The organism is Streptomyces asiaticus (assembly GCF_018138715.1).
In the GTDB taxonomy this organism is placed as follows: domain Bacteria; phylum Actinomycetota; class Actinomycetes; order Streptomycetales; family Streptomycetaceae; genus Streptomyces; species Streptomyces asiaticus.
In genome coordinates this window covers 8,444,019-8,470,340 of sequence record NZ_JAGSHX010000006.1, presented here as the reverse complement: position 1 = coordinate 8,470,340, position 26,322 = coordinate 8,444,019, and the positions used below count along the sequence as shown (strand labels likewise).

At 73.1% G+C, this 26,322-nt stretch carries 20 protein-coding genes and 1 pseudogene; 4 read left to right on the top strand and 17 right to left on the bottom strand.

The genetic code is table 11. The features are described 5' to 3' along the window. The first annotated feature begins 87 nt into the window (after positions 1 to 87). The gene (locus KHP12_RS44045) at positions 88 to 2,112 is read left to right on the top strand and encodes an N-acetylmuramoyl-L-alanine amidase (protein WP_086883705.1); all 2,025 of its coding nucleotides are present in this window, start codon (positions 88 to 90) and stop codon (positions 2,110 to 2,112) included. Positions 2,113 to 2,202: 90 nt separating this feature from the next. Here KHP12_RS44045 and KHP12_RS44040 read toward each other — a convergent pair whose 3' ends face one another. Together KHP12_RS44040 and KHP12_RS44035 are read right to left on the bottom strand one after the other, a co-directional pair. Then, positions 2,203 to 2,703 carry a hypothetical protein gene (locus KHP12_RS44040; protein WP_086883706.1) on the bottom strand — a complete coding sequence of 167 codons (501 nt, stop codon included), beginning with the start codon at positions 2,701 to 2,703 and terminating at the stop codon, positions 2,203 to 2,205. Between the two features lie 61 nt (positions 2,704 to 2,764). Continuing rightward, positions 2,765 to 5,693 (bottom strand): annotated as a pseudogene (locus tag KHP12_RS44035) (ATP-binding protein). Positions 5,694 to 5,945: 252 nt separating this feature from the next. Between KHP12_RS44035 and KHP12_RS44030 the strand changes: the two are divergent. Continuing rightward, complete coding sequence (locus KHP12_RS44030; RefSeq protein WP_086886443.1) at positions 5,946 to 7,043, top strand: isoafricanol synthase; 1,098 nt, start codon at positions 5,946 to 5,948, stop codon at positions 7,041 to 7,043. Between the two features lie 41 nt (positions 7,044 to 7,084). On the opposite strand, the gene KHP12_RS44025 is transcribed toward KHP12_RS44030, so the two are convergent. From KHP12_RS44025 to KHP12_RS44000, 6 genes are all read right to left on the bottom strand, one after another. Beyond that, on the bottom strand, positions 7,085 to 8,917 hold the full coding sequence (locus tag KHP12_RS44025) for an AMP-dependent synthetase/ligase (protein WP_086886442.1): 1,833 nt from the start codon (positions 8,915 to 8,917) through the stop codon (positions 7,085 to 7,087). Between the two features lie 342 nt (positions 8,918 to 9,259). Next, a complete protein-coding gene (locus KHP12_RS44020) occupies positions 9,260 to 9,505 on the bottom strand; it encodes a DUF397 domain-containing protein (RefSeq protein WP_086886441.1) in 246 nt (81 codons plus the stop codon). A 93-nt stretch (positions 9,506 to 9,598) separates the two neighbouring features. Continuing rightward, complete coding sequence (locus KHP12_RS44015; RefSeq protein WP_086886440.1) at positions 9,599 to 10,765, bottom strand: thiolase family protein; 1,167 nt, start codon at positions 10,763 to 10,765, stop codon at positions 9,599 to 9,601. Next, positions 10,762 to 11,856: a thiolase family protein gene (locus tag KHP12_RS44010; RefSeq protein ID WP_086886439.1), complete on the bottom strand. Its 1,095-nt coding sequence runs from the start codon at positions 11,854 to 11,856 to the stop codon at positions 10,762 to 10,764. The genes KHP12_RS44015 and KHP12_RS44010 overlap by 4 nt, the downstream gene beginning before the upstream one ends. Then, positions 11,857 to 12,816, bottom strand: coding sequence for a Zn-ribbon domain-containing OB-fold protein (locus tag KHP12_RS44005; RefSeq protein WP_210609003.1), 960 nt, complete (start codon positions 12,814 to 12,816; stop codon positions 11,857 to 11,859). Positions 12,817 to 12,876: 60 nt separating this feature from the next. Next, positions 12,877 to 13,683, bottom strand: a complete 807-nt coding sequence (locus KHP12_RS44000) for a crotonase/enoyl-CoA hydratase family protein (RefSeq protein ID WP_086886418.1) — start codon at positions 13,681 to 13,683, stop codon at positions 12,877 to 12,879. 175 nt (positions 13,684 to 13,858) lie between these two features. On the opposite strand from KHP12_RS44000, the gene KHP12_RS43995 reads away from it, so the two are divergent. After that, on the top strand, positions 13,859 to 15,487 hold the full coding sequence (locus KHP12_RS43995) for an acyl-CoA synthetase (RefSeq protein ID WP_086886419.1): 1,629 nt from the start codon (positions 13,859 to 13,861) through the stop codon (positions 15,485 to 15,487). Between the two features lie 151 nt (positions 15,488 to 15,638). Beyond that, positions 15,639 to 16,196: a GNAT family N-acetyltransferase gene (locus tag KHP12_RS43990; protein ID WP_210610348.1), complete on the top strand. Its 558-nt coding sequence runs from the start codon at positions 15,639 to 15,641 to the stop codon at positions 16,194 to 16,196. Positions 16,197 to 16,204: 8 nt separating this feature from the next. Here the strand turns inward: KHP12_RS43990 and KHP12_RS43985 are convergent, their stop codons facing one another. From KHP12_RS43985 to KHP12_RS43945, 9 genes are all read right to left on the bottom strand, one after another. Continuing rightward, positions 16,205 to 16,810, bottom strand: coding sequence for a chorismate mutase (locus KHP12_RS43985; RefSeq protein WP_086882587.1), 606 nt, complete (start codon positions 16,808 to 16,810; stop codon positions 16,205 to 16,207). Between the two features lie 225 nt (positions 16,811 to 17,035). Further along, complete coding sequence (locus tag KHP12_RS43980; protein WP_086882586.1) at positions 17,036 to 17,482, bottom strand: DUF2267 domain-containing protein; 447 nt, start codon at positions 17,480 to 17,482, stop codon at positions 17,036 to 17,038. Between the two features lie 44 nt (positions 17,483 to 17,526). Beyond that, on the bottom strand, positions 17,527 to 17,952 hold the full coding sequence (locus KHP12_RS43975; RefSeq protein WP_037958643.1) for an Hsp20/alpha crystallin family protein: 426 nt from the start codon (positions 17,950 to 17,952) through the stop codon (positions 17,527 to 17,529). 89 nt (positions 17,953 to 18,041) lie between these two features. Next, complete coding sequence (locus tag KHP12_RS43970) at positions 18,042 to 19,613, bottom strand: acyl-CoA synthetase (RefSeq protein ID WP_086882585.1); 1,572 nt, start codon at positions 19,611 to 19,613, stop codon at positions 18,042 to 18,044. Between the two features lie 87 nt (positions 19,614 to 19,700). Next, positions 19,701 to 20,804, bottom strand: a complete 1,104-nt coding sequence (locus KHP12_RS43965) for an NAD(P)H-dependent flavin oxidoreductase (RefSeq protein WP_037958637.1) — start codon at positions 20,802 to 20,804, stop codon at positions 19,701 to 19,703. Positions 20,805 to 20,933: 129 nt separating this feature from the next. Continuing rightward, positions 20,934 to 22,490, bottom strand: coding sequence for a phytoene desaturase family protein (locus tag KHP12_RS43960; RefSeq protein ID WP_211834526.1), 1,557 nt, complete (start codon positions 22,488 to 22,490; stop codon positions 20,934 to 20,936). A gap of 78 nt (positions 22,491 to 22,568) precedes the next feature. Continuing rightward, positions 22,569 to 24,866, bottom strand: coding sequence for a serine/threonine-protein kinase (locus KHP12_RS43955; protein ID WP_086882583.1), 2,298 nt, complete (start codon positions 24,864 to 24,866; stop codon positions 22,569 to 22,571). Positions 24,867 to 24,888: 22 nt separating this feature from the next. Then, positions 24,889 to 25,839, bottom strand: coding sequence for an oxygenase MpaB family protein (locus tag KHP12_RS43950; RefSeq protein ID WP_086882582.1), 951 nt, complete (start codon positions 25,837 to 25,839; stop codon positions 24,889 to 24,891). 63 nt (positions 25,840 to 25,902) lie between these two features. Further along, positions 25,903 to 26,319, bottom strand: coding sequence for a VOC family protein (locus tag KHP12_RS43945; RefSeq protein ID WP_037958744.1), 417 nt, complete (start codon positions 26,317 to 26,319; stop codon positions 25,903 to 25,905). Positions 26,320 to 26,322: the final 3 nt, after the last annotated feature.

Here is a 26,322-nt window from a genome sequence, read left to right as displayed (position 1 = left end):
CGTCCGGGTGACGGCGATTGACGCCACGCCTGGCAGCGCATATCTCTAAGTGGCTCGGCTCGGCCCGGCCCGCTTGAGGAGGCTGCAATGCCAGGATCCGCACAGGACAGCGCCCACGACGCGCACAGAACCCCGTCCGGTCCCACCCGGAGAACCACGCTGCGCACCGCGGGAGCCGCGGCGTCCGCCGCCCTTCTGCTCCCGCTGGTATCCGCCACCCCCGCCGCCCATGCCGACCAGCGGCAGGCCGATGGGCCTGGTGCCGACGGCGGCGCCCTACAGCGCGCCTTCGCGGCCGCCGCCACCGAGTACGGCGTTCCGCTGAGCGTGCTCCTGGGCGTGTCATATCTCCAGTCGCGCTGGGACGGCCACGGTGGCGCGCCCAGCGTCACCGGTGGCTACGGCCCCATGCACCTCACCGACGCCCACACCGCGCTGCTCACCGCCCCGCACCACAGCCAGGGCACCGAGGACGCGCGCGGCGATCTGGCCCGGCCGCTGAGGGTCCCCAAGGCCACCGTTCCCCAGCCCCGGCAGCTGCCCGCCCGGCTGCGCACCCTCAGCCGCGCCGCGGACCTCACCGGGCTGTCCGCGCAGGCGCTGCGCGACGACGAGAGCGCCAATGTGCGCGGTGGCGCGGCCCTGCTGGCCGCCACGCAGAAGCGGCTGGGGCTGCCGTCGAGCAAGGACCCCGCCGACTGGTACGCGGCGGTGGCGGCCTACTCCGGCGCCGATGACGCCGCGGCCGCGGCCTTCTTCGCCGACGAGGTGTACGGGGTGATCCGCGGCGGTGCCGCGCGGACGACCGCGGGCGGCGAGCGGGTCTCCCTGGACGCCGCCCCCGATGTCGCCCCGGACACCCGGCAGCTGCGGACGCTCGGTCTGCCGTCCCGGGCGCGGGATCCGCGGGTCGAGGCCCCCAAGGACGTGTCCTGCGAGTGGATCCCGGCGCCCTACGAGGAGTTCGGGGACAACGACTACGGCAACCACGACCTGGGCGACCGCCCCTCCTCGCAGTCCATCGACTACATCGTCATCCATGACACCGAGGGCTCCTGGGACACCACCATCAAGCTGGTGCAGGACCCCACCTATGTGTCCTGGCAATACACCCTGCGCTCCTCCGACGGGCATATCGCCCAGCATGTGCCGCTCAAGGACGTCGCCTGGCACGCGGGCAACTGGTACGTCAACGCCAAGTCCATCGGGCTGGAGCACGAGGGGTTCCTGACCGCCCCGGACGCCTGGTACACGGAGGCGATGTACCGCTCCTCGGCGCGGCTGGTGCGCTACCTCGCCGAGCGGTTCGACATCCCGCTGGACCGCCAGCACATCCTTGGCCATGACAATGTGCCGGGCACCACCACCTCCACCATCAAGGGCATGCACACCGACCCCGGCCCCTACTGGGACTGGGCGCACTACTTCACCCTGCTCGGCGCGCCCTTCCGGCGCACCGCGGGCTCCTCCGGCGGCCTGGTCACCATCCGCCCCGACTACGACACCAACCGGCCCGTCTACACCGACTGCGAGACGGCGGACCAGGCATGCGCCCCGCACGGCTCGTCCGCGGTGCGGCTGCACACGGCGCCGAGCGCGGACGCCCCGCTGGTCAAGGACATCGGGCTGCGCCCGGACGGCTCGGACTCCACGACCGGGGTGAACGACACCGGCGCCCGCGCCACCACCGGGCAGCAGTTCGCGGTCGCGGGGCACGAGGGCGACTGGACGGCGATCTGGTACCTCGGCCAGCGGGCCTGGTTCCAGAACCCCGAGCTGCGGCCGACGGCGGTGAGCGCCAAGGGGCTCGTGGTGACGCCCAAGGCCGGGGCGGCGGAGGTTCCGGTGTACGGCCGCGCCTACCCGGAAAAGGAGGCGTATCCGGAGGGTGTGCCGGTGCAGGCGGTCTCGCCGCTGCCGTACAAGCTGCTCGCCGGGCAGTCCTACCCGCTGGGGCTCAGGGTGCGGGGCGAGTATCTGTGGGCGACCACCTTCGATCCGGCCGGTCACAAGGTGGTGCGCGGCCAGGATGTGTACTACCAGATCCAGTTCGGGCACCGGGTGGCGTTCGTCCGGGCCGCCGATGTGACGGTCCGGCGCTCGGGAAAGTGAGCCTGACGGGCCGTCAATCCGCCGTATGACGGCCGGCCGGGGGCCGTGAGCGACCGTACGGGCGCTCTCACGGCCCCCGGCGAAGGTCTCTCAGCGCTGCTGGAACATCTCCGCGGGCAGTGGCTTGAGCAGCCGGTACAGATCGTCGGTGATCGGCCGGTCCCAGCTGGCGATGGTGACGAGCACACCGTCGCTGCGGTCGAACTGGGCGCAGGAGATCCGGCCCTCGGAGAGCTTGATCCGGCGGACGATGAGCAGGTTGTCCTCGTGCATCACCGGGCTGTCCTCGGTGTCCACCACCTGAACCGGCTCGTCGTTCCCCAGCGCCGCCAGCAGCTGGGTCACCTCGAACGGCGGCTGGTCCTCGGCCACCTCCCGGGCGGGTGAGCCCTCGGGCAGATTGCCGATGATCATCGCCGGGCCGCGGCCGCCGAACAGGTCGTAGCGCAGGAAGACGCCCTGGCAGGTGCCGTCCGGAGCGGGCAGCAGCCCCGCTCCGAGATCGCCGGGCCAGTCTCCCGGGTCCATGGCGAGGACGTCGAAGTCCGGCCCGGTGGGCGTGGCGGCGCTGCGGCGGCGGAGGAAGGACATGCGGACATGGTACGTGGCCGCGCGCCCGTTGCCGTGCCGGGGAGCGGCCGGGCCGCACCCCTCATCCGGGGTCGGGCGCCGGGCGCTGGGGAAGGCCGACCGTGGGGGTGATGAGCCGCTTGGCCAGCCCGGCCCGGTCGGTGCCGACCTTACGGTAGACCTCGGACAGCAGCCGGGCCACCTCACGCTCCTCAAGGCCCGTGGCCTCGCCGATCCGGGCGTCCGACCAGCCCTCGGCGGCCCGCTCGGCGACGGCCTGCTCCTGCGAGGTCAGCGGGCTGGTGTGATCGACCCGCAGCTGCATGGGGCGCAGCCCGGCCGCGGACAGCTCGTCGCGGGCCCGGGCCGCGAGCGCGTCGGCCCCGCAGCGCACGGCCCCCTCCAGACCGCGGTAGAGCCGGTCGCCGGCCTCCTGGGGCAGGCCGATGCGGCGCAGCGCGGCGCCGTGGTCCACCAGCGCCACGGCCAGGTCGTACGCGGCCGGTGACCGCATCAGATGGCTGACGGCCTCGGCCAGCAGCTTGATCCGGTCCGGCCCCTGGGTGACGGTGGCTGCGGTGTGCAGCGCCTTGCCGATGGCGGAGTGGGTGCCGAACTGACGGGCGCGGCGCACCGCGTCGTCGGCGACCTCGGCGGCCTGCCGGGGATCGGTCAGCGCGAGGGTCTGGGCGAGGTGGAGCTGCCAGGGGCACCAGGCGGGGTTGCGCATACCGCGCCCGTCCATGCGGCGGCCGACCTCGGTGAGCTGGTTCCGGGCCTCGCGGTGGAGGTTGGCGGCCAGCAGCAGCTCGCCGCGGACCGTCGGCACATCGGGGCAGAGCGTGGCCTGCGGCAGGGTCTCGCCGCGGTGCCGGGCCGCGAACTCCTGCGCCTCCTGGACCCGGCCCCGGCAGATCAGCGTTCCGATGAGGGTGCCGACCGCGGTCCAGTGCGCGGGGGTCGAGGAGCCCACCAGGTCGGCGATCCGCATCCCCTCACGGGCCAGCTCCTCCGCCTCGCCGAGGGCGCCGCGGCGCAGCCGGGCGTAACCGAGGAGGGTGAAGCCGAAGGCCAGGTTGGGAGCCGCGCCAGCCCTTGCGCTCGCATTCGGCGATGCCCTTGTTGAACAGCTCCTCGGCGCGTCCTGGCTGGTCGCAGTGGAGGAAGACCAGGGCGACCAGGATGGGCACCTCGAAGCCCCAGTCGTCATCGGTCCAGCTGAGGCCGTCGCCGAGGGCTTCCTCCGCGTAGTGCAGGGCGGTGGCGACCGGTTCGCCGCGCGTCATCGCGTCCCAGGCCCGCAGCCCCATCAGATAGCGCTCGGCCATGCCGCGGCCGGTCAGGTGGTCCGCGAGCCGGGCGAGCCGCCGGGAGCGGGCGGGCGACTCCTTCTCGTCGGCGCGGAACATGTTCCACATCAGCTGCTCGGTCTGCATCCGCAGCCGGGTGCGGGCGCTGGTGGCCCGCCCGACCTCGTCGGCGAAGACCTGGGCGGCCTCCTCCATCCGGCCGCTGTGGCCGTACGCCTGGGCGAGCCGGTAGGTGATCGCCTCGCGCAGCTCGGGGCCGAGCGCGGGCTCCTCCAACGCGGCCCGCAGATGGTTGACGGTGACGTCGGGCTCGGTGAGCTGGGCGGCGCAGCCCAGCTCGTACAGCACGGCGGCGCGCTCCTCCAGGGCGGGCGGTTCACGCAGGGCCCGGGCCAGACAGCGGCGCCCGGCGTCGGGGGCTCCGGCGCGCAGATACTCCCGGGCGGCCGCCCGCAGATGGCGCACCACCCAGGGGTCGCCCTCGGGGTGCATCTCCAGCAGGTGCCGGCCGGCGGCCGCGGAGCCCAGGCCCGCGCCGAGCACCACGGTGGCGGCCTGACCGTGCATGGCCACCCGCAGGGCGCCGGGGATGGCCTGGTAGACGGCGGTGGCGATGAGCGGGTGGAGGTACTCCAGGGGCCGGGTGCCGTTCCCGGGGCGCGGCGGGGCCAGGATCCGCGCGTCGACGAGCCGGGTCACCATGTCGGCGGCCTCGGTCTCGCTGAGCCCGGCGACATTGGCGGTCAGCGCCGGGGTGGCCTCGATGCCGAGGACGGCGACGGCCCAGGCGAGGCGGACGGCGGCGGTGCCGAGGCGGGTCAGCCGGTCGTTGAGCCCGCTGTCCTTGGCCGAGGAGACCAGCTCGCGCAGCGCGGGCAGGTTCTCCGACTGCGGTTTCAGCCGGCGGTCGCGGATCTTGGCGGTGAGCTCGGTGACCTCCCACGGGTTGCCGCCGGTCATCGCCCAGCACTCGCGGCAGAACGCCTCGTCGGCGTGGTCCCCGAGGACCTCACGGACGATCCTGCCGACTCCGCCCGGGGTGAGCGGCGCCAGCACGTGGGGCCGTGAACCCTGGCGCTCGGCCAGAGTCCGTATGGCGGCGACGTCGGCGGTCAGGTCCTCCGGGCGGTAGCCGACGGCGAGCAGCAGGGGCAGATCGGCGGTGCGCGGGGCGAACCGGGTCAGCCAGTCCAGCGACTCGGGGTCGGCCCAGTGGACATCGTCGAGGATCATGACGACCGGGGCGTGCTCCACGGCGAAGCGGGTCACCAGCCAGTCGAGGCCGTCGCGGACGCCCTGCGGATCCGGCGCGCCGCCGTGGCCCGAGACCACCAGGCCGACCGCGGGAGCGACGATCTCGTACCAGCCGCCGAGGATCCTGCGGTGCTCGTCCTCGCCGGTCTCGGCGAGCACCGGCTGGAAGAGCTGGCGCACCACATGGAAGGCCGCGCCCTGTTCGTGCTCGCCGCCGCGGGCCCGGAGCACGGTGCAGCCGCGCGCGGCGGCCCTGCGGCGCGCCTCGCCGAGCAGCGCGGTCTTGCCGACGCCGCCGGGCCCCTCGAAGGCGATCACTCCGCCGCTACGTGTCTCGGCACCGTCGGCGGGATCGGTACCGCACAGTTCGGTGAGCGCGGCGTCCACCGCGCGCAGCTCCCGCTCCCGCTCCAGCAGCGTCCGACGCGTCCGGTTCTGATGGTCCATGTACTCCGCCACGTTGCTTCCCCTCCGGCAGGTGACGCCGAGCGTAGCGCGGATGGCACGCTGCGTAGCTCCCCCATGGGGGGATTTCCGCCGGGCATTGCCAGTGGCACACGCCAATTCACCACCTCCTCTATCGATGCCACGTCCCGCACGCGAGGATGACCGGATTCAACGGGTTGGCCAGATACCGCTTTCGCCTGTGGTATATGCGGGCCCTGGCCGCCCGAACGACGAAGGGGGCGGACACCACTCATGCACACGCACGCTGCGCGACCACAGGCCCGGCGGACGGCACTGCTGCGCCGGGCGGCCCTGTTCGGCTTTCCGGCCTCCGCCGACCTCAACCCCGGCACCGAGGCGGCCAGGCACCACACCATCCAATGGCTCTCACGGTTCGGCGTCTTCGAGGACCACGCGTCCGTCGCCGAGTACGACGCGCTCCGCTTCGATGTGCTGGCGGGTCTGTTCTACCCCCGGGCGACCGGCGCCGACCTGAACCTGGGCAGTGACCTCGTGGGCTGGTACTTCGTCTTCGACGATCAGTTCGACGGGGAGCTGGGCAGCCGTCCGGAGGCGGTGGCGCGGCTGGTGGCGGACGTCGTGCGGATCACCGACGAGGACCTGGCGCACGGCAGGGCGGGCGACGACGGGCCGCTGCTGGAGAGCTTCCGCGACCTGTGGCGCCGCATCAACTCCGGGCGGCCCCAGGTGTGGCGGGACCGCTTCCGTCACCACTGGCTGGAATATCTGCACTCCTACCACCGCGAGGCGCTGGAGCGGACCGGCGCCCTGCCCGGGGCCGGCGGCGCGGAGGTGCCGCGCTCGGTGGAGGACGTGCTGGCGCTGCGGCGCCACTCGATAGGCGTACAGCCCTGTCTCGATCTGAACGAGCCGTTCGACGGCTACACCCTGCCGTCCGCGCTGCACGGCGGCTTCCCGCTGGAGGGGATGCGGGAGGCTACGGACGATGTGGTGGTCTTCACCAATGACATCGCCTCCCTGGACAAGGAGCTGGCCGTCGGTGACGTCCACAACAGCGTCATCGTCCAGCGGGAGCGCGCGGGTGGTGAACTGGAGGACGCGGTACGCCATATCGCCGACCTGGCCAATGCCCGGTACCGCTGGTTCGAGGAGACCGCGGCCGAGCTGCCCGCGCGGCTCGCCGACGCGGGGGCCGACCCGGACACCCGCCGCGCCGTGGCGCGCTATGTGGACGGCATGCGGCATGTGATGACGGGCAATCTGGGCTGGTCGCTGCGTACGGCCCGGTACGACGAGCAGGGCACCGAGGCGGTCAGCGGCGGGCGGCAGCGGCCCTGGGCCCAGCTGACCGGCGCTCAGCCGGCGTAGAGCTGCTCGACCCTTCGGCCGGCGTGGCGCCGCTCGATCGGTCAGTTGGCGTAGAGCTGCTCGATCTGCGCGGCGCAGAGCTTGTAGACCGCGTCGCGCCGCAGTTTGAGCGAGGGCGTCAACAGCCCGTCCGCCACGGTGAAGTCCTTAGGGAGGATGCGGAAGGCCCTGATCGACTCCGCCCTGGACACCGAGAGGTTCGCCGTGGAGACCGCCTGCTGGATCTCCGCGTGCAGCGCCTGGTTCGCCGACGCGTGCTCCCGGCCGACCGGGAGCCGCGCGCCGACCACCTGGTGCCAGCGCCTCAGCATCTCGGCGTCCAGGGTGATCAGCGCCCCGACGAAGGGGCGGTTGTCGCCCACCAGGACGCACTGCGAGATCAGCGGATGCGCCCGCAGCCGCTCCTCCAGCGGCAGCGGGGAGACGCTCTTGCCGCCGCTGGTGATGATGATGTCCTTCTTGCGGCCGGTGATGGTCAGATAGCCCTCGCTGTCGAGGAATCCGACGTCCCCGGTGTGCAGCCAGCCGTCACGCAGCGCGGCCCCGGTGGCCTTCGGATCGTCCACATAGCCCGCGAAGACGGTGCCGCCGCGCACCCACACCTCGCCGTCCGGCGCGATGCGCACCGCCGTGCCCGGCATCGGGCGGCCCACGGTGCCGTGCCGGGGGCGGCCGGGCGGCTGCGCGGTGACGGCGGCGGTGGTCTCGGTAAGGCCGTAGCCGTTGTACACGGTGATCCCGGCGCCCGCGAACATCAGCCCCAGCTCCCGGCTGAACGGTGAGCCGCCGGTGACCGCGTAGCGCACCCGGCCGCCCAGGACCGCTCTCAGCCGCCGGTAGACCATGTGGTCGAAGACGGCGTGGGCGGCTCTGAGCCCGGGGCCCGGCCCCCTCCCCGCGCCCTGTGTCTGCCGCTCGACCGCCTCGGCGTGGCGCACCGCCGTGTCCATGGCCCGCTCGAAGAGCGAGCCCTTGCCCGAGTCCTGGGCGGCGGTCCGGGCGGCTCCGAGGATCCGCTCGAAGATGTAGGGCACCGCGAAGACGCAGGTCGGGTGGAAGGACTGGAAGGACGGCAGCAGCGAGGACGGGCTGAGCTCGGGCTCGTGCCCCATGAGGATGCCGCTCCGCACACAGAGCACTTGGACCATCAGTCCGTAGATGTGCGCCAGCGGGAGGAAGGCCAGGATGGCGGGTTTCTGCCCGGGTTCGGCGAACAGCCCGCTCCAGCCCGCGAACAGGGTGTCGCACTCGGCCGCGAGATTGGCGTGGGTGATCATGCATCCCAGGGGCTGTCCGGTGGTGCCCGAGGTGTAGCAGATGACCGCCGTACAGCGCGGTTCGACGAGCCAGCGCCGCTCGGTGACCAGTTCCTCGTGGACCCCGGCGCCGCGCCGCCACAGCTCCGTGACGCAGCCCTGGTCCATCTGCCAGATGGAGCGCAGCGCGGGAAGGGTGTCGCAGACGGCGCCGACCGTCATGGCGTCGTCCTCGCCCTCCACCACCACGGCCACGGCCCGCGTCTGGGCCAGGATCCAGCCCACCTGCTCCGCCGAGGAGGTGGGGTAGACGGTCACCACCTGGGCGCCGACGGACCACAGGGCATAGCTGAACAGCGTCCACTCGTAGCGCGTCCGGGCCATCAGGGCCACCCGGTCCCCGAACCGCACTCCCTCGACCAGCAGGCCCTTCGCCAGCGCCAGGACCTCGTCCCGGAAGGCCGCGGCGGTCACCGGAGTCCACTGATCCCGGTCGGCGGGGTCGCGCCGGGCGAACTGGACCCGGTCCGGTTCGCGGTCCGCCAGCTCGTACACCGAGTCCGCGAGCCCGCCCGCGCGCAGCGGTTCCACCATATGAGGGAGACTGAATTCGCGCACGACACCCCCTTTTCAGCCGACTTTCCGCCCCGCACAACGGGGAGGTGGGAGGGAAAACTACCTCCCGGCGCCGAGGCTGCATAGAGCGTGGACGATTCTGTTCCCACGCGTGGAGACCCGATGCGACCTGCCGGTGTTACCGTGAGTCACGCTCACATTTCGGCATGGGGCGTGAGGGGATCGTGAAGCCGCGATGAACTCATGGGAAACGGACCCGGAGGCCAGGCGCCGCGATATGAGGCACCCTCAGGCAGCCACGCGTTCTGATCCTGGCCGATAACGCACTACGGGGCGGGCCATCCGGTCCGGCCGGATCCGCCCGCCCCGATCACCCTCCCCGGTTCAGGTGAGGTCGAACTCGCCCTCACGCGCGCCCAGGACGAAGGCGCGCCACTCGGCCGGAGTGAAGATCAGCGCCGGGCCCTCGGGACGGCGGCCGTGGCGCATCGCGATGAATCCCTCGACGAAGGCGATCTCCACATCGCCCACGCCCTGGCTGCTCGACTGCCATCGGGCGCCCGAGAGGTCGAGTTCGGGCTTCTCGCCGCTTCCTGTCAGTGGCTGTTCGGTGGTGGTGGTATCGGCCACGTCAGCTCATCCTCCCGGATCGTCGTCCGCGCCCCACCCTAGCGATCGTGACCGGTGCCGCACAGGCCACGAAAGGAGGAGTGAGCAGGAGACTCAGCCTATGGGTGACGTGTCCGCGACCACCCACATCGAGAAGAACTGCGAGCCTCCGCCATAGGCGTGGCCGAGCGCCTTACGGGCGCCGTCGACCTGGTGTTCGCCCGCCCGCCCGCGCACCTGGAGCGCCGCCTCGGCGAACCGCAGCATCCCGGACGCCCCGATGGGGTTGGTGGACAGCACCCCGCCCGAGGGATTGACCGGAAGTTCGCCGTCGAGTTCGGTCACCCCCGACTCGGTGAGTTTCCAGCCCTCCCCCTCGTCCGCGAAGCCCAGGTTCTCCAGCCACATGGGTTCGTACCAGCTGAAGGGCACATACATCTCCACCGCGTCGATCTCCCGGCGCGGATCGGTGATCCCGGCCTGGCGGTAGACATCGGCCGCGCAGTCCCGGCCGGCCCTCGGCGAGACGAAGTCCTTCCCCGCGAAGAGCGTCGGCTCGCTGCGCATGGCGCCGCCGTGCATCCAGGCGGGCGGATACGGGGCGCGGTCCGCGCCCGCGCGGTCGGTGAGCACCATGGCGCAGGCGCCGTCCGAGGAGGGGCAGGTCTCGGAGTAGCGGATGGGGTCCCACAGCATCGGGGACGAGCGCACCTGGTCCAGCGTCAGATCGTGCTCGTGGAGATGCGCGTAGGGGTTGCGCAGGGCGTTGCGGCGGTCCTTGTAGGCCACGAGGGCGCCGATGCCGGAGGGCGCGCCGGTGCGCCGCATGTACGCCCGGACATGCGGCGCGAAGAAGCCGCCCGCCCCGGCCAGCAGCGGCTGCTGGAAGGGGATGGGCAGGGACAGCCCCCACATGGCGTTGGACTCCGACTGCTTCTCGAAGGCGAGGGTGAGGACGGTCCGGTGGACACGGGCGGCGACCAGGCCCGCGGCCACCAGCGCGGTGGAGCCGCCGACCGAGCCCGCGGTGTGCACGCGCAGCATCGGCTTGCCGACCGCGCCGAGCGCGTCGGCGAGGTACAGCTCGGGCATCATCACGCCCTCGAAGAAGTCGGGGGCCTTGCCGATGACGACGGCGTCGATGTCCGACCAGGTCAACTGGGCGTCCTCCAGGGCCCGTACGGCGGCCTCCCGGACCAGCCCGGCGATGGAGACGTCCCGGCGTGCGGCGGTGTGCTTGGTCTGGCCGATCCCGACGACGGCCACCGGCTCCTTCGTCACGAGGCTTCCCCTTCCAGGACGGCCACCAGGTTCTGCTGGAGACAAGGGCCCGAGGTGGCGTGGGCGAGGGCCCGGTCGGCGGCGCCGCGGTGGATGGCGGCGGCGGCCTCGCCGAGGCGGATCAGCCCGGCGGCCATCATGGGGTTGGCGGCCAGCGCCCCGCCGGACGGATTGACGCGTACGTCCGCCCCCAGCCGCAGCTCTCGGCGGAGGATCAGCTCCTGTGAGGTGAACGGCGCATGCAGCTCGGCCAGGTCGACGGGGGCCTCGAAGGCACCCGCGCGCTCGGCGGCGAGCCGGCTGGACGGGGAGCGGGTGAGGTCCCGTACACCGAGGCTGTGCGCCTCCGTCCGGTGGTCCATGCCGCGGATCCAGGCGGGGCGGCGGCAGAGCCGGCGCGCGGTGTCCCCGGCGGCGAGCACGACGGCGGCCGCGCCGTCGCCGACCGGCGGGCAGTCGTGGCGGCGCAGCGGCCGCACCAGATACGGCTCGTCCAGGAGGGTCTCGGGCGGCGGTGAACCGGCCAGCTGGGCATGGGGGTTGCCCTCGGCCGCGGTCCGGCTCCGCGCCGCGACCCCGGCCAGCGCCCGCTCGTCGGCGACGATGTCCCCCGGGCCCCCCCTGTCCCGGGTGACTTCCGCGTCGAGCAGCGCCTGGGCCTGGAGGGCGGCGAGGGAGACCGAGTCCGGCCACAGGGGCGCCACGTAGTACGGGTCGAGCTGGCGGGTGAGGACCTCCCGCAGATCGCCGGGCGAGGACTTGCCGTAGGAGTAGACGAGCGCGGTCTCGGCCTCGCCCGTCAGCAGCCTGGTCCATGCCTCGTACAGCGCCCAGGCGCCGTCCATCTCCACATGGGACTCCGAGATGGGCGGCCAGGCGCCGACGCCGTCGAGGGCCATGGTGAAGGAGAAGGCGCGGCCCGCCAGATAGTCGCAGGAGCCGGAGCAGGTGAAGTCGATCTCGCCCGCCCGGAGTCCGACGGCGTCGAGCGCCTGGTGGAGTACGGGCATCAGCATCTCGACCTCGGAGGTCTCCGCGGTGTCGCGCCGGTGGTCGCTCTGGCCGAAGGCGACGATGGCCACCTCTCGCATCTACAACATCTCCTTGTAGGTGTCGTAGTCGGCGTCGGGTTCGCCGGTGGGGCGGTAGTGGTCGGGGTAGCGGCCGTCCTCGCTCCATACGGGCTCCACGCGCAGCCCCATGCGCACCTCGTCGTAGGGGATGCCGCCGATGCGCGCGTGGAGGGCCAGATCGGCGCCGTCCAGGGCGATGTGGGCGTAGACGTACGGCACCTCGATGTCGAGGTTGCGGGCCTTGATGTTGACGATGCAGAAGGTGGTGACCGTGCCGCGCGGGCCGACTTCAACCTGCTCTTCGGTGGCGACACCGCAGGTGGGACAGGCGCCCCGGGGCGGGACGTACACCTTGCGGCAGGACGGGCAGCGCTCCCCGTACGTGGTGTGGTCGGCGAGGGCCCTCAGATAGCGCGACTGGGCGCGGCCGGGCGCGTAGGTGTAGTCGAGGCGGGCGGGGGCCACGATGCCGCTGACGGGGTCGGTGAACGCACCCCTGTGCGGCACGGCTTCGCCGCCCTCGGCGCCGTCGTACGGTTCGAAGCAGGCGATGTCGGTGATGGCCCCCTCGCGCTCCGCGGCCCAGCGGATCCGCACCCGCATCCCGGTGCGCACGGCGTCGGGGCCGGGCGCGTCGAGGGCGTGGAGGAGGGCGGTGTCCGCACCGTCCAGCCGCACCAGCACCCAGGCGAAGGGGGTGCCCAGGGGCTGGCCGCGGCGCGGCGAGGGGTTCCAGGCCCAGGTGGTGACGGTGCCGGTGGGGGCGACCTCGACCAGGTCGGCCAGCTCGTCCGCGGTGACCGGGTCGTATTCGACGGGCGGCACCAGCACCCGGCCGTCGGTGGTGCGCACACCGAGCACGGTGTGCTCGCGCAGCCCGGTGAGGAAGGCGCTCTGCACCGGGCCGAGGGAGCGGGTGAACGGGAACTCGACGACCAGAGGCGCCTGGAGCACCTCGGGTGAGGGGGCCGGGGTCATGGGGGTGCGTCTCCTTCCGCGCGGCCGCGGGGTGGGTGCGGCGGGCCTGAGGGGTGGGGGTCACGCCCGGCGGTAGACCGGCGGCCGTTTCTCCGCGAAGGCTTTCGAGCCCTCCTTGGCGTCGGCGGTGTCGAAGATGGGCCAGCCGCGCTCGAGTTCGGACTTCAGGCCGTCGGTCTCGGTCATCTCGGCGGTCTCGTAGACGGACGCCTTGACCGCCTCGACGGCCAGCGGGCCGTTGGCGTTGATCAGTTCGGCGATCTCCAGGGCCTTCTCCAGCGCCGTGCCGTCCGGGACGACATGGCCGATCAGCCCGATCCGCGCCGCCTCCTCGGCCGGGTAGGGGCGCCCGGTGAGCAGCATCTCCAGGGCGTGGGTACGGGGCAGTTGGCGGGCCAGCCGTACGGTGGAGCCGCCGATGGGGAAAAGACCGCGCCGGACCTCGAAGAGCCCGAAGGTGGCGCCGCGGCCCGCGATACGGATGTCGGTGCCCTGGAGGATCTCGGTGCCGCCCGCGACACAGGAGCCCTCCACGGCGGCGATCACCGGTTTGCGCGGCCGATGGTGGCGGAGCATCGCCTTCCAGTGCAGATCGGGGTCGGCCGCGAGGCGGTCGCGGACATGCTGCCCGTCCATCCGGCCGCCGCCCGCGAGCGCCTTGAGGTCCATTCCCGCGCAGAAGGCCCCGCCGGCGCCGGTGAGCACCACGGAGCGCACGGCGTCGTCCTCGTCGGCCTCGGTCCAGCCGTCGTACAGCCCGACCAGCATCGGCAGCGAGAGCGCGTTCCTGGCCTCGGGCCGGTTCAAGGTGAGCACCAGGGTCGCGCCGACGCGCTCGGCGATGAGGTGTTCGGTCCCGCTTGTCACGACGTCCTCCCGTCTCGAGACCTAGAACAGGTTGCAGCAGCCGGGGACCGACTTCAAGAGAAATCTGATGCTCAGTCAGATTTCTTGTTCCGCAACCCTTCCCACCTCATCCCGGCGCGGCTCTAATGAGCGCCGAGCCGCCGGATCGAGGGGTATCGAGGGGTCAGGAGGAGTCGTGGAGTACAACCTTGCCGACCTGTTCGAGTCGATCGTCGACGCCGTGCCCGGCAGAGAGGCGCTGGTGTACCTCGACCACCCGGGCACCGGGGCCGAACGGCGGCTCAGCTACGCCCAGCTGGACGCGGCCGCCAACCGGCTCGGCCACCATCTGATGGACAGCGGTATCGCCCCGGGCGAGCATGTCGGACTGCATCTGTGCAACGGCGTGGAGTACCTCCAGACCGCCCTGGCCTGTCTGAAGATCCGCGCGGTGCCGGTGAACGTCAACTACCGCTACGTGGAAGACGAGTTGGTCTATCTCTACCGCGACGCGGAGCTGGCCGCGCTGGTCTACGACGCCGAGTTCGGCGAGCGGGTGGCCGCCGCGCTGCCCCACACCGGCACCTTGCGCCATCTGGTGCGGGTCGGCACCGGGGACGGCCCCGGCCCGTCGGTGGCGTTCGCCGACGCCGAGGCGTCCGGGTCGCCCGAGCGCGGCTTCCCGGCCCGGTCCGCCGACGACCGCTTCATCATCTACACGGGCGGCACCACCGGGATGCCCAAGGGCGTGGTCTGGCGGCAGGAGGACCTCTTCTTCTCCGGTCTTGGCGGCGGCGCCCCGACCGGCCAGCCCGTCGAGCGCCCGGAGGAGCTGGCCGAGCGGGTGGCCGCGGGCGGCGAGGGACTGGTCTTCTTCCCCACCCCGCCACTGATGCACGGAACCTCCACCCTTACGGCCTTCATCGCGTTCAACTTCGGCCAGAAGGTGGTACTGCACCGGAAGTTCATGCCGGAGGCGGTGCTGAGGACCATCGAGAAGGAGAAGGTCACCGCGGCCTCGCTGGTCGGCGACGCGATGCTGCGGCCCCTGGTGGACGCCCTGACCGGCCCCCTCAAGGGCACCGACCTCTCCTCGCTGCTCAGCGTCAGCAGCTCGGGCGCGATCCTCTCGGAGACCGTACGCGCCCAGTTCGCCGAGCTCTCCCCGCACACCCTGCTGCTGAACAACTTCGGCTCCTCGGAGTCCGGGTTCAACGGCACCGCCACCGCCGACTCCGGACCCGAGAAGGGCTTCCGGCTGCGCGCCAACGCCCGGACGACGGTGGTGGATCCGGCGACCCTCGCCCCGGTGGCACCCGGTGAGCCCGGCCGGATCGCCCAGCGCGGCCATGTGCCGCTCGGCTACTACAACGACCCGAAGAAGACCGCCGAGACGTTCTTCGAGGCGGACGGGGAGCGCTGGGTACTGCTCGGCGACATGGCGACCGTCGACGAGGACGGTGTGATCACCGTCCTCGGGCGCGGTTCCCAGTGCATCAACACCGGGGGCGAGAAGGTCTATCCGGAGGAGGTCGAGCAGGCCCTGAAGGCCCATCCGGATGTGTACGACGCGCTCGTGGCGGGCGTTCCGGACACCCGCTGGGGCCATCGTGTCGCGGCCGTCGTCCAGCCCCGCACGGAGGCGTCCGGGCTCACCGCCGACGCGGTCCGCGACCACTGCCGCGAGCGGCTCGCGGGCTACAAGATCCCGCGGACGGTCGTCTTCACCGACCGCATCCAGCGCTCCCCCAGCGGCAAGGCGGACTACCGCTGGGCGCGGGCGGTGGCGGAGGGAGCGGACCAGGACGCCAAGCACGGTGGCTGAACCGCCGCGCCGGCCAGGGAGTGTCCGGCGGGCCATGCCCCCGGATCCCGGGGTCTGGGGCGGAGCCCCAGTGACGGGAAGGGGCGGGGAGGGGAACAGCCCGCCGCAGGCGTACGCGTACCGCCGGACACCCCCGTAGGCTGACCGGGTGATCGTTCCCCCTCCTGTACCTCTCGCCGACGGGATCACGTTGCGGATCGCCGCCGCGGACGACGCCGAGGCGCTCGCGGACGCGTTCACGCGCAACCTCGAGCATCTGCGCCCCACCAGCCCACCGCGGGACGAGAGCTTCTTCACCACCGACGGCCAGGCCGCCCGGCTGCGGGACCAGCTGGAACAGTGGGAGTCCGGCCGGAGGGTGCCCTGGGTGCTGGCCGACGGCGAGCGGATCCTGGGCACGGTCGCCCTGTCGAACATCGTCCTCGGGCCCTGGCGCAACGCCCACCTCGAGTACTGGATCGACGCCGGGCACATCGGCCGCGGACTGGCCACCCGGGCCGTCCGGTCCGTCTGCCGGACGGCCGATGAGCGGCTCGGGCTGCACCGGATCGAGGCCAGCACGCTGGTGGAGAACGTCCCGTCCCAACGCGTCCTGCTGGGCTGCGGATTCACCCGGATCGGCATGGCGCCGGACTATCTGCACATCGCCGGCGCCTGGCGGGACCATCTGCTCTTCCAGCGCGTCCTCAACGACCGCCCCGTGCCCTGACCACCGCCCTACGGCGCTCCGCGCTCGCACACCGACGGCAGCGAGCGGCCCAGCGCCACGGTGTGCAGCGGGTCCAGACGCCGCCCGTGGACCACGGCGGCTGCCCCGGCCGTGAGGTGTCCCACGCAGGAGGGGGACTCGCGTACGGCCGCCGAGTCCGCGATGGCGCGCACGAGTTCGCCGTTGATCCGGTTGATCTCCAGCCGGACCCGGCCGAGGTCGGGGCGTTCGGTGGGCGCCTGTGCGGGGTCGGCGTCCCAGCGGCTGTACAGGCCGCGCTGGACGACCTTGCTGGCCTCGATCTGGTCACGGAAGATCCGCGATGTGGCCACCGGGTCGGCACCCAGTTCCTCGGCCTGCCGCGCCACCGTCTCCAGCACCTCCCGCTCCCGCGCCGGGTCGTCGATCGGGCTGTCCGTGCCCCACTTCGCGGCGGCGACCTCGTCGGCCACCAGCACCCGCTGCGCGGACAGGTCGACCAGCGGCCGGAGGGTGCCGTGCTGGACACGGGCGGAGCCGGCCGGCGCGGCGACGGCGGTGGTGGCCCCGGTGGCCAGCACGGCGGCGGCCAGCACGGCGATCAGCGCATGACGCGGGGACGGATGCGGTCGCATGGGCGAGGTTCCTCTCTCGGCGGTACGGGCGGCCCCGCGTCGTCGTCCGGACGGCCCGGGTGACCTCCCGGGTGACCTGAGGCGCCGTCCGGGCGGCACCTCGGCGTCGTCCGGGCGGCCCCGGTGGCGTCCGGCGGGCTCTGGAACGATAGGGCGCCGCACCGCGAGCGCGCCACGGGGCCGGTCCCGCGGGAAGCGGAACCGGCCCCGGGAGCGCCGACCGGATCAGGCAGGCTGCGTCGGCCGGGCCAGCTCGGCCTGGCCGAACAGCAGGGCGTAGCCCTCGGGGAGCTGGCCGAGGATGCGGCGCACCAGCTCCGGGCCCGCCACTCGCCCGATGATCCCCAGCACCGATCCGGCGTCCCAACGGGCGGTCGCCGGGGTCGATTCGGGGGTGCGCGCGGCGATGTCCTTGACGAATCCCCAGCCCGTCAGCCGCTCGGGGCCTGGGATCTCGGCGGCGAGCACCCGCGCCGCCCTCCGGGGCAGTGCCGCGGCGAGGGCGACCCGCTCCTCACCGGTGAGCTGACGTCCCAGGGCGGCCAGCACGGTGCGGGTGACCTCCTCGGCCCTTTCCCGGGTGGGGTAGAGGCCGTCGTACCGCACCGCCTCGATCAGCTCGTCGTACGTCATACCGGGCTGCTGCCGCCCCGGGCGACGCTGCTGGAACATGGGTGTGAGGGCGCCTTTCTCGTGAAGGGGTGGGGGGAGGTGCGTCAGGCGGTCAGCTGACGGGGGGTGCCCGCCCCGTCACTGACCTTGATCTTGCGCGGCTTGGCCTTCTCCGAGACCGGCAGGCGCAGGGTGAGGACTCCTGCGTCGTACGAGGCGTCGATCCGCTCGGTGTCGAGGGTGTCCCCGAGGATGAGCTGACGGGTGTGGAGGCCGGAGGGGCGCTCCGAGGCGATCATCTCGGCGCCCTCGGGGGCCGGGGAGCGCCGCTCGGCGCGGACGGTCAGCACATTGCGCTCGACATCGAGGTCGATGGTGTCCGGATCGATGCCCGGGAGATCGAAGTGGACGACGAACTCGCCGTCCGCGCGGTAGGCGTCCATCGGCATGGCGGTCGGTCGTACGGCGGTGCCGAGCAGCTGCTGGGACAGCCGGTCGAGCTCCCGGAAGGCGTCGGTGCGCATGAGCATCACAGATCACTCCTTTTCATATCGCGCTGCGTGCGATGCCCTATGACTAGTTATATAGCGCGACCGACATTAAGTTGACAACCTCACGCTCAATGTGGGGTCTGACCAGCGTCGACCGCACCCTCCCAGTACGGCGCGCGCAGCCGCCGCTTGTAGAGCTTGCCGTTGGGGTCGCGCGGCATCTCGGCGATGAACTCCACCGACTTGGGGCATTTGTAGCCCGCGAGCCGGGTGGTGCAGTGGGCGAGGATCTCCTCGGCCAGCTCGGGCCCCGGCGCATGCCCCTCGGCGGGCTCCACGACCGCGATGACCTGCTCGCCCCAGTCCTCGTGGGGGATTCCGAAGGCGGCGGCGTCGGCCACGGCCGGATGGGTGAGCAGCGCGGCCTCGATCTCGGCGGGGTAGATGTTGACCCCGCCGGAGATGATCAGGTCGATCTTGCGGTCGCGGAGGTAGAGATAGCCGTCCTCGTCCAGGAGGCCGAGGTCGCCGACGGTGAAGAAGTCGCCGATGCGGTTCTTCTCGGTCTTGGACTTGTCCTTGTGGTAGGCGAAGCCCCCGGTGCTCATCTTCATGTAGACGGTGCCGAGTTCACCGGCGGCGAGCCGGGTGCCCTCGTCGTCGAAGATGGCGATCTCGCTGATGGGCCAGGGGCGGCCGACGGTCCCCGGCTTCTTCAGCCAGTCCTCGGCGGTGGCGAAGGCGCCACCGCCCTCGCTGGCCGCGTAGTACTCCTCGACACAGCCGCCCCACCAGTCGATCATCCCGCGCTTCACGTGGTCGGGGCAGGGCGCGGCGCCGTGGATGGCGTGGCGCATCGACGAGACGTCGTAGGACCGCTTGACCTCGTCGGGGAGGGCGAGCAGCCGGTGGAACTGGGTCGGCACCATATGGGTGTGCGTACAGCGGTAGGTGTCGATCAGGCGCAGCATCTCCTGGGGCGTCCACTTGTCCATGAGCACCAGGGGATGGCCGATGTGCAGCGAGGAGCTCGCGAACTGGAGGACGGCGGTGTGGTAGAGCGGTGAGCACACCAGATGGACGTGGTCGGGCTCCTCGGCGCGCGGGGTGATGCCGAAGAACCGCAGGAAGCCGCCGAGGTGGCTGTCCTCGGGGAGCTTTCCGGTCAGCGCACGGCGGATTCCGCGCGGCCGGCCCGTGGTGCCGGAGGTGTAGTTCATCACCCAGCCCAGCTCGCGCTCGGCGGGCGGCTCCTCCGGCTGCCCCTCGAGGAGCTCGGCGTACGGGCGGAAGCCGTCGATGGCGCCGACGGCGTAGCGGTGGGTCGCGGGCAGCCCCGCCTCGTCGGCGGCCGCGGCCGCCTGCCCGCCGTAGCGCTCATGGGCGATCAGCACCTTGGCACCGGAGTCGGAGACGATCCAGGCGATCTCGGGGCCGACCAGATGGTGGTTGACCGGCACCAGATAGAACCCGGCCTGGGTGGCGGCGAGCGCGGCGACGAAGAACTCCACCCCGTTGGGCAGGACGACCGCCAGGGCGTCGCCGCGGCGCAGCCCGGCGGCGCGCAGCCCGGCGACGAGCCGGTTGCACGCGCCGTGCAGCCGCCCGGCGGTCCACTCCTCGCCGTCCGGGGCGATGAGCACGGTGCGGTCGGGCTCGAGCGCGGCCTGGGCCCAGAAGCCGTTGGGTGTAGGGGACATGGCGGTCCGGTCCTCCTTCTGACGGCGGGGTCGGGGGAATGTCGAACGGGAGTGCGCGGATGGGCGGTGGCGTGGGGTGCGGGCGCGTCAGGCGCGTCCGGCGATGCGGTTGACGCGGTCGATGGCGCGCTCGAAGCCGCGGGTGAGATCGTCGAAGACCGCTTGCACCGGGCGGACGGAGTCCATCCGGCCGACGATCTGGCCGACCGGGGTGCCGAGCAGCGGTTCCACCTCGTACTTCTGGATGCGCGAGACGGCCTCGGCCACCAGCAGCCCCTGGAGCGGCATGGGCAGCGGGCCCGGGCCGTCCGGGTCCTCCCAGGCGTCGGTCCACTCGGTTCGCAGCTGGCGGGCGGGTTTGCCGGTGAGGGCGCGGGAGCGCACGGTGTCCCCCGATCCGGCCGCCAGCAGCTTGCGGATGAGGGCCGCCGAATGGAGTTCGGCCTCCTCGGTGGTGAGCCAGAGGGAGCCGATCCAGACGCCCTGGGCGCCGAGCGCCAACCCGGCGGCGATCTGCTCGCCACTGCCGATACCGCCCGCGGCGAGCACCGGCAGCGGGTCCACGGCCCGCACCACCTCGGGGGTGAGCACCATGGAGGCGATCTCACCGGTGTGGCCGCCCGCCTCATAGCCCTGGGCGACGATGACATCCAGCCCCGCCTCCTTGTGGTGGAGGGCGTGGCGGGCGCTGCCCGCGAGGGCGGCCACGAGGATGCCGTGGTCATGGGCGCGGGCCACGACATCGGCCGGGGGCGAGCCCAGGGCGTTGGCCAGGAGTTTCACGGGGTAGTCGAAGGCCACGTCGAGCTGGCTGCGGGCCACCTGCTCGAGCCAGCCGGTGATGCGCCAGCCGGACGCCTCGCCCTCGGCGAGCTCGGGGACGCCGTGCTTGGCGAGGGTCTCCCGGACGAAGGCGCGGTGACCCTCGGGGATCATCGCCTCGATATCGGCCTCGGTGACCCCCTCCACCTTCTTCGCGGGCATCACGACGTCCAGGCCGTACGGTCTGCCGTCGGTGTGCGCCTCCATCCAGTCGAGGTCGCGGGCCAGCTCCTCGCCCGCGCCGTAGCGGACCGCGCCGAGCACACCGAAGCCGCCGGCCCGGCTGATCGCCGCGGCCACGGCGGGGAACGGCGTGAAACCGAAGACGGCGTGCTCGACACCCAGCCTTGTGCTCAGCTCCGTCTGCATGAGCGGCAGGATGCCGCAGGGGGCCGGACGAAGGAAGAGTTTTTCTGACGCTACGTCAGATTCGGAGCAAGAAAACCGCGCCCCGGGGCATGCGAAGGGGTCCCGGGCCGTGCGGAGGGGTCCTGGGGGTCACTTCTCCAGTACCGCCATGGCCGCGTTGTGCCCGGGGATTCCACTCACCCCGCCGCCGCGCACCGCGCCCGCGCCGCACAGCAGCACATTGGCGTGGCGCGTCTCCACGCCCCAGCGGCCGGTGCCCTCCTGGGCGTACGGGAAGGACAGGTCCCGGTGGAAGATGTTGCCGCCGGGCAGCCGCAGATCGGCGTCCAGGTCCAGCGGGGTCTTGGCCTCGATGCACGGCCGCCCGTCGGCGTCCCTTGCCAGACAGTCGGTGATCGGCTCGGCGAGATGGCCATCCAGCTCCGCGAGGGTGGCACGCAGCAGCGCGGTGCGCGCCGCGTCGTTGTCCTCGGTGAACAGCCGGGCGGGGGTGTGCAGTCCGAACAGGGTCAGGGTCTGGTAGCCCTCTCGGGCGAGCTCCGGGCCGAGGATCGACGGGTCGGTCAGCGAGTGGCAGTAGATCTCCGACGGCGGCCGGTGCGGCAGCTCCCCCGCGGCCGCCTGGCGGTACGCCTCCTCCAGCGCGCCGTATCCCTCGGCGATGTGGAACGTCCCGGAGAACGCCTCGCGCGGGTCCACCTCGCGGTCGCGCAGCGCGGGCAGCCTGCGCAGCAGCATGTTCACCTTGAGCTGCGCCCCTTCGGCGGGCGGGGCGGGCGGCTCCTCGCCCAGCAGCCGGGCCAGCTCGCGCGGCGCCGCCCCGACGAGTACGTACCGGGCGGCCGCGGTGCCCTCCCCCGCCTCGCCCTCGTACCGCACCTCGGCCGAGGTGCCGTCGGTGGCGATCGACGTGACCTCGCGCCCGGTCGCGATGCGCGCCCCCGCCGCGCGGGCGGCGTCGGCGAGGGCGTCGGTGAGCGCGCCCATGCCGCCGACGGGGACGTCCCAGTCGCCGGTGCCGCCGCCGATCACGTGGTAGAGGAAGCAGCGGTTCTGACGCAGCGACGGGTCGTGGGCCCGGGCGAAGGTGCCGATGAGCGCGTCGGTGAGGACCACGCCCCGGACGAGGTCGTCGTCGAACGCGGCCTCGATCGCCTCCCCCAGCGGCCGCTCGAACAGTGCCTGCCACGCCGTGTCGTCCCCGATCCGCGCCCGCAGCTCCTCCCGGGTGGGCAGCGGCTCGGTCAGCGTGGGGAAGACCCGCTCGGCGACGCGCCGGGTCATGCCGTAGAACCGCTCCCAGGACTCGTACTCCCGCTCCGACCCGGTCAGCCGCTCGAACGCGGCGCGCGTCCGGCCGGTGGCGGCGGTGTCCACCAGCAGCCCGGTGGGGCGCCCGCCCCGGACGTCGGGCGTGTACGAGGACACCGCGCGCTTGCGCACCGCGAAGCGCAGTCCGAGGTCGTCGACGATCCGCCGCGGCAACAGGCTGACCAGGTAGGAGTAGCGGGACAGCCGTGCGTCCACCCCGGGATAAGGCCGCGTGGACACGGCCGCGCCACCGGTGTGGCCGAGGCGCTCGAGCACCAGCACGCTCCGCCCGGCGCGGGCGAGGTACGCGGCGGCGACCAGACCGTTGTGACCACCGCCGACGATGACGACGTCGTACGCATCGCTGTGAGACATGCCCTCTGGTTAGCACGCGGTGATCGCCGGGGCCAGGCCGCCAGGGGTCCCCCCGGCCGCGGCCTCCGCCATCGGAGGTCACCCCTGCCGCGCCCGACGCCCCGCCGCCTCGGCCGCCTCAGCTGTCTCGGCCGTCTCGGCCGTTTCAGCCGCCTCGGTCGTTTCAGCCGCTTCGGCCGGCTCTTCGCGGCGGCCCAGCCGCTCCAGGCAGTGCGCCTCGTCGCCGCGGCTGACCAGCGTGTCGGGATGGTCGGGACCGAGGACGCGCACGCGGGCCCGGGTCACCCGGCGGTAGCCGGCCAGCGCTTCGGACCAGCGGCCGAGCCAGCCCAGGGCGACGGCCACCTCGCGACGGCTGACCAGGGTGTCGGGGTGGTCCGGGCCCAGAGCGCGCTCGCGCAGGGCGCAGACCTCCCGCGCCTCGGTGAGCGCCTCCTCCCAGCGGCCCAGCCGCCCCAGGCCGACGCCGAGGCCGTGCCGGGCGCGCAGGGTCTCCGGATCGGCGGGGCCCTGGGCGCGGGTGCGGTCCTCGACCAGGGCGCGGTAGACCGCGAGGGCCTCCTCGCCCCGGCCCAGCCGCCCCAGACCGGCGCCGATCTCGTAGCGGGCCGCGAGGGTGTCCGGGTGGTGGGGGCCGAGGGTGCGGGCGCGGGCGGCGGCCACCTCGCGGAAGATGCCCAGGGCCTCGCCCCAGCGGTCCAGGCGACCGAGGGCGCAGGCCACCTCGTAGCGGGTGACCAGCGTGTCGGGGTGGTCGGGGCCCAGCACCCGGGCGCGGGCCGCGGCCACCCGCTCCGCCATCCGGTACGCCTCCGCCCGGCGCCCCAGACAGCCCAGGTTGAAGGCGAGGTTGTGGCGGCAGCGCAGGGTGTCGGGGTGGTCGGCGCCCACGGTCCGCTCACGGGCGGCGAGCACCGCGGTGTAGACGTCCTGGGCCTCGGTGAAGCGGCCGAGGCGGCCCAGGGCGAACGCGGTCTCCTGGCGGGCGGCGAGGGTGTCGGGATGGTCGGGGCCCAGGACGCGCCGGCGGCCCGCCGCGACCCGCTCGTACTCGCGCAGCGCGTCGCCCGGGCGGCCCAGGATCCCGAGGGCGAAGGCGATCTCGTAGCGGCTGGCGAGGGTGTCGGGGTGGTCGGCGCCCAGCGCGCGCTCGCGCTCGGCGGCCACCGCGCGGTGGGTTTCCACGGCCTCCGCCCAGCGGCCCGTCCGCCCCAGACCCAGCCCGGCGCGGTGCCGCTCGGCCAGCCGGGCCCGCTCCCCTTGCGGGTCGGGGTCGGCCGTGCCGCGGCCCCCGGTCCAGGCGCCGGTGAGCGCGGCCGTCGCATCGGGCGGGGTCGCCGACAGCAGCCCCACACCGGCCGACAGCAGCCCCACACCGGCGGTGTGCGCCTTGGACCCGGTGGTCATCCGGCGGGCCCAGGCCGGGAGGCGGGGAGCCGGCGGCCCGGCGGTCAGAAGGCGCGGAGCAGGCGGTCCCGCGGCCGGGAGCGTGCCGCGCGGCTCGGGGAACGGCAGTGGCCGCCGGGACACCCGCCCCGGGGCGATCCGCCCGGCGAACTCGGCTGCGTCGCGCGGACGGTCCTCCGGGGCCTTGGCCAGCAGGTCGAGGACGGCGCGCTCGAACCGCTCGGGGAGCTCGGGCCGGTGGCGGCGCGGCGGGGCGGGCGCGGTGTGGTGGTGGCCGACGAGGATCGCCCAGGCGTCGTCGAGGGCGAACGGCGGCGCCCCGGTGGCCAGTTCGTAGAGCACACAGCCCAGTGAGTACAGATCGCTGCGGTGGTCGACCGGGTCGCCCGCGATCTGCTCGGGCGACATGTAGTGCGGAGTGCCCATGGCGACGCCGGTGCCGGTGAGCCGGGAGGTGAAGCCGACGTCGTCGCCGAGGCGGGCGATGCCGAAGTCGCAGAGCTTCACGGTGCCGTCGGTGAGCCGCATGATGTTGGCCGGCTTGAGATCGCGGTGCACCACGCCCTGGCCATGGGTGTAGGCGAGGGCCTCGGCCACCTGCTCGGCGATGTCCAGCACCTCGGGGACCGGCAGCGGCCGGCGCGCGTTCTCGCCCAGCAGCCGGCCGAGGTCACGGCCCTCCAGCAGCTCCATGACCAGGTAGAGTCCGCCCTCGTGCTCGCCGAAGTCATGCACCACCGTGACCCCGCGGTGCTGCAACGCGGCGGCCACCCGCGCCTCCCGGCGGAAGCGCTCGCGCACCACACCGGTGAACGAGGGGTCGTGCCGCGACCCCAGCGGTTTGAGGCATTTGACGGCGACGCGGCGGCCGAGCGACTCGTCCCGCGCCCGCCACACCTCGCCCATCCCCCCGCGCCCGATCCGGTCCAGCAGCCGGTACCGGCCCTGGATCCGCTTGATGTCCGCCATGCTCCCCCTGCCTTGGCGGAAGTCAGCTCCCGCCGCCCCCGTGGAGACCGGCCGCGAACGGCCGTGCCCCCGTCGCATCCCCGCTGTCCAGTATGGCCGCGTTTCTGCGCAGTTTGTAGGGCGAGGGGCGGCTGCCCGGGCCGAGCCGTTCGACCGCCCGCATGATGTGCTTCGGCGGCAGCCGCCAGCGGGCGGTGGGCGGGATGCAGCGCAGCGCCGTGCCCATCGCCCGCAGCCTGCGGGTGACCACCCGTGGCGGGGGCGCGGGGCGCCCGTACAGCGCGTGGGCGTACGGGGGCAGGGTCCCGTAGGCGAGCGAGGCGAAGCGCCCCCAGATCACCTCGCGCGCCGGGACGAGCAGGGCATGGACCGGGGGCCGCCGCAGAAAGGCGTCCACCTCGCGGGCCTCCGGGGTGGCGGCGAGTTCGGGGCGCACCGTCGCGAAGTACGCGGCGAGCGCCGCCGTATCGGCCGGTACGTCGGCGGGGTCGAGGCCGACCAGCCGGGCGGACACCACGTTCTCGGCGACATAGGCGTCCGCCTGGGCGTCGGTGAGCGGATAGCCGGAGCGCCGCATCACCTGGAGGTAGGAGTCGATCTCGGCGCAGTGCACCCACAGCAGCAGCTCGGGCTCGTCGACACCGTGCCGGACCCCGGTGACCGGATCGGTCAGGGAGAGCCTGCGGTGAATGCCCCGGACCTTGGCGCCCGCCCGCTCGGCCGCCTCGGTGGTGCCGTAGGTGATGGTGGCGACAAACCGCGCGGTGCGCAGCAGCCGTCCCCAGGCGTCCTTGCGGAAGTCGGAGTTCTGGGTGACGCCGCGCACCGCGAGCGGATGCAGCGCCTGGAGGTACAGGGCGCGCACCCCCGCGATCCACATCACCGGGTCGCCGTGCATCTGCCAGGTGACCGACCGGGGGCCGTAGAGCCCCGGGTCGCCGTCCGATCCGCCCCGCCGTATGGCCGCCGCCATGGCCACCACCTCCCGACGGCCAGCCTAGGCGTCAACCGGCCCCGGGGCGGGGCCGCCCGGGGCTCACTTCTTGAGCGGCTGGGTGAAGCGCAGCAGATTGCCCGCGGGGTCGCGGAAGGCGCAGTCGCGGACGCCGTAGGGCTGGTCCATGGGCTCCTGGAGCACCTCACCGCCCGCGGCGCTGATGCGCTCGAAGGTGGCGTCACAGTCGTCCGTCGCGAAGAGGACCCCGCGCAGCAGGCCCTTGGCCAGCAGCTCCGCCATGGTCTGTCTGTCGGCCGGTGAGGCGTTCGGGTCGGCGAGGGGCGGCTCCAGGACGATGCTCACGTCCGGCTGCGAGGGCGACCCGACCGTCACCCAGCGCATCCCCTCGAACCCGACGTCATTGCGCACCTCGAGGCCGAGCACATCGCGGTAGAAGGGGATCGCCTTGTCGTGGTCGTCGACGGCGATGAAGCATGTGGAAAGGGTGATGTCCATGCC